This window comes from Roseateles sp. DB2 (assembly GCF_051857535.1).
Lineage (GTDB): Bacteria > Pseudomonadota > Gammaproteobacteria > Burkholderiales > Burkholderiaceae_C > Roseateles_B.
On the sequence record NZ_JBPZGY010000039.1, the window covers coordinates 1 to 2,393 of the forward strand.

The 2,393-nt window shown below is 60.2% G+C and carries 2 protein-coding genes; one reads left to right on the forward strand and one right to left on the reverse strand.

The annotated features are described in order from the left end of the window. Positions 1 to 349: 349 nt before the first annotated feature. A complete protein-coding gene (locus ACS5PK_RS22555; RefSeq protein ID WP_439442507.1) occupies positions 350 to 1,855 on the forward strand; it encodes an HNH endonuclease in 1,506 nt (501 codons plus the stop codon). An 80-nt stretch (positions 1,856 to 1,935) separates the two neighbouring features. Here ACS5PK_RS22555 and ACS5PK_RS22560 read toward each other — a convergent pair. Beyond that, positions 1,936 to 2,393, reverse strand: a 458-nt coding sequence (locus tag ACS5PK_RS22560; protein WP_439442508.1) for an ATP-binding protein, incomplete at its 5' end; no start/stop codon positions are given.

Below are 2,393 nucleotides of genomic sequence, written 5' to 3' on the forward strand. Positions count from 1 at the left end.
GGGCCTGCCTAGTGACCCCAAGACCAGCCGGGACTAGCACTCGGGGTGGCTCGAAGAATCCAAGCGGATCAAGACCAGCCGGGACTAGCACTCGGGGTGGCTCGAAGAATCCAAGCGGATCACACCAGCCGGGACTAGCACTCGGGGTGGCTCGAAGAATCCAAGCGGATCACACCTTTCTGGCCCCCTGCTAACGGCGGAGCGAGCGTACAAGTCATTCTGCGGCTTGCCAAATCCGGGGCGAATCACCGTGTGGCTTTAGGATTGGAGCGAACGAAGCAGTCGTGCGTAGTCGCTTCGCCGGTGAATGACGACACCGCGAGCTTCGCACTCGATGAAGTAGAAGAACATGGCCTCAAAGCTTTTCAATGAATACCAGGCGGCCGCCCTATTGGGTATCTCGCCTCAGCTCCTGCGATATTTCGCGGCTCGCCAGGTCAAATGGAAGGACAAGCGAAAGCTTACCGTCGCCAAGGTAGAGAACGACGCCCTGTACTTCGACGAGGCCGAGTTGAAGTCTTATGACATCTGGCTCAGAGCACCCTGGCCCTCTGCGGAGAAGACGCGGCCGCCACTCCCCGAAGCCATCCGAGAGGAGATTCGCCGGGAGGCCAGCTTGGAGTGCGCGGTATGCAAGACCTCTGGCCAAACTGGTGAAGCAGCTCACATCGACCCGGTCGCGACCGGCAAGTGCAATCACCCCCACAACCTTATCTGGCTGTGTAGCAACCATCACACCAAGTTTGACAGCGGGCTCTTCGGCCCGAAGGGTGCGGACAACGAGCTCATAGTGAGCCTTAAGAGGGTGTTGCTGCACTTTCAGCGGCACGCGTGGTTGGGCCTAGCGGAGATCAGCAAGCAGATCGCGGGAACACTCTCACTGTGCGTCGAGATGAAGGCACACCTTGCTAAGGCAAGAGATGCCGGCGAGGTTCAGGCTGTGGAGCAGGTGGCGAAGGAGGTGTTGGCGCTCCTGCCCACCTTGGCTGCGCAGTCAACCCTGGATGCGGTGCAGCCGACGCTGAGCAAGCTGATGGCCGGCATGTCGGCAGCTGGCGGCGGTACCGGCGCAAGCACCGAGGCTCAACTCGATGTGGCGGCCCAGCTAGAAGTCGAGTTCCTGCTCAATAGTGGCCTGAAGCAGTGCCCACTGTGCGATGGAACGAAGAGTCACAACGGCTATGAGTGTCCGGTCTGCGTAGGAGATGGTGCGATACCACGGGATCTCGACCCTGACCTTGACGAGTTCCAGATGGTCACGTGTGGTCTGTGCGAGGGAGCTCGCCACTATGAGGGCGAGGACTGCCCGGCTTGTGGCGGTGAGGGAGCGCTCGAGCGACGATTCGCCGAAAGAATTGATTTCTCGCGATACAAATCCGTCGAGTGTCGGCTTTGCAAGGGCGAGAAGGTGTGGGATGGCGAACAGTGTCCTGTCTGTGCCGGAGAAGGCGAGGTCCCGCGGCACTACGCCGACCAGGTAGACCTCAACCAGTACGACCTTGTTGAGTGCCCCCTTTGCGATGGCGAGGGCAGGCACGAAGGCGATGAATGTCCAGTTTGCAATGGCGACAAGCGAATGCAGCAGCGATACGCTGACCGGGTCGAACTTTCAGACTACCGCCTGTGCCAGTGCCCTGTTTGTAGTGGGACTAGGCAGCATTTTGGGGACGATTGCCCGGCATGCGCAGGGGAAGGGCGCATGCTAGGGCGCGATGCAGATCGCTTGGACACGGGGCGCTACAGAATGGTCGCTTGCCCGCGCTGTGATGGAAGTCGCATGGTTGATGGCGACGAATGCCAAGCCTGCGGTGGGAATGGGAGCATGCTGGCCATGTACGCGGAGCGGTTCGAATAGCTCGTGTGTTGATTCCCACGCAATCCTGACCCACCGTTTCCATCCAATCTTGACCCACCCTTGTTAGTGCCTCTGAGGGCTTAGGCTGTGGGTAACTTCTTGGTCTTGGACTCCTTCTTGGTGGGTTGTGCGGAACTGTTCTTGAAGCGGTAGCTCTCGTTGCCGGTCTCAAGGATATGGCAGTGGTGCGTGAGCCGGTCCAGCAGCGCCGTCGTCATCTTGGCATCGCCGAAGACGCTGGCCCATTCGCTGAAGCTCAGGTTCGTCGTGATGACGACGCTGGTGCGCTCGTAGAGCTTGCTCAGCAGGTGGAACAGCAGGGCCCCGCCCGACGAGCTGAACGGCAGGTAGCCCAGCTCATCGAGGATGACCATGTCCATGTGCGCGAGCCGGTGCGCCATCTGGCCGGTCTTGTGTAAGCGTCCCGGCAAGTCATGTTGACGCAGACAACGGCGCTCGGCTCGGCGCGATTGCAAGATGCCGTTAGTGCTTGGATGACCTTTTGGGCGCACCTTCAGCGCGCCGCCAGCGAAACCAC

What these genes read in the sequence shown, in the direction of transcription:
- ACS5PK_RS22555 (WP_439442507.1), top strand. Translation starts at nt 350, where the DNA reads ATGGCCTCAAAGCTTTTCAATGAATACCAGGCGGCCGCCCTATTGGGT.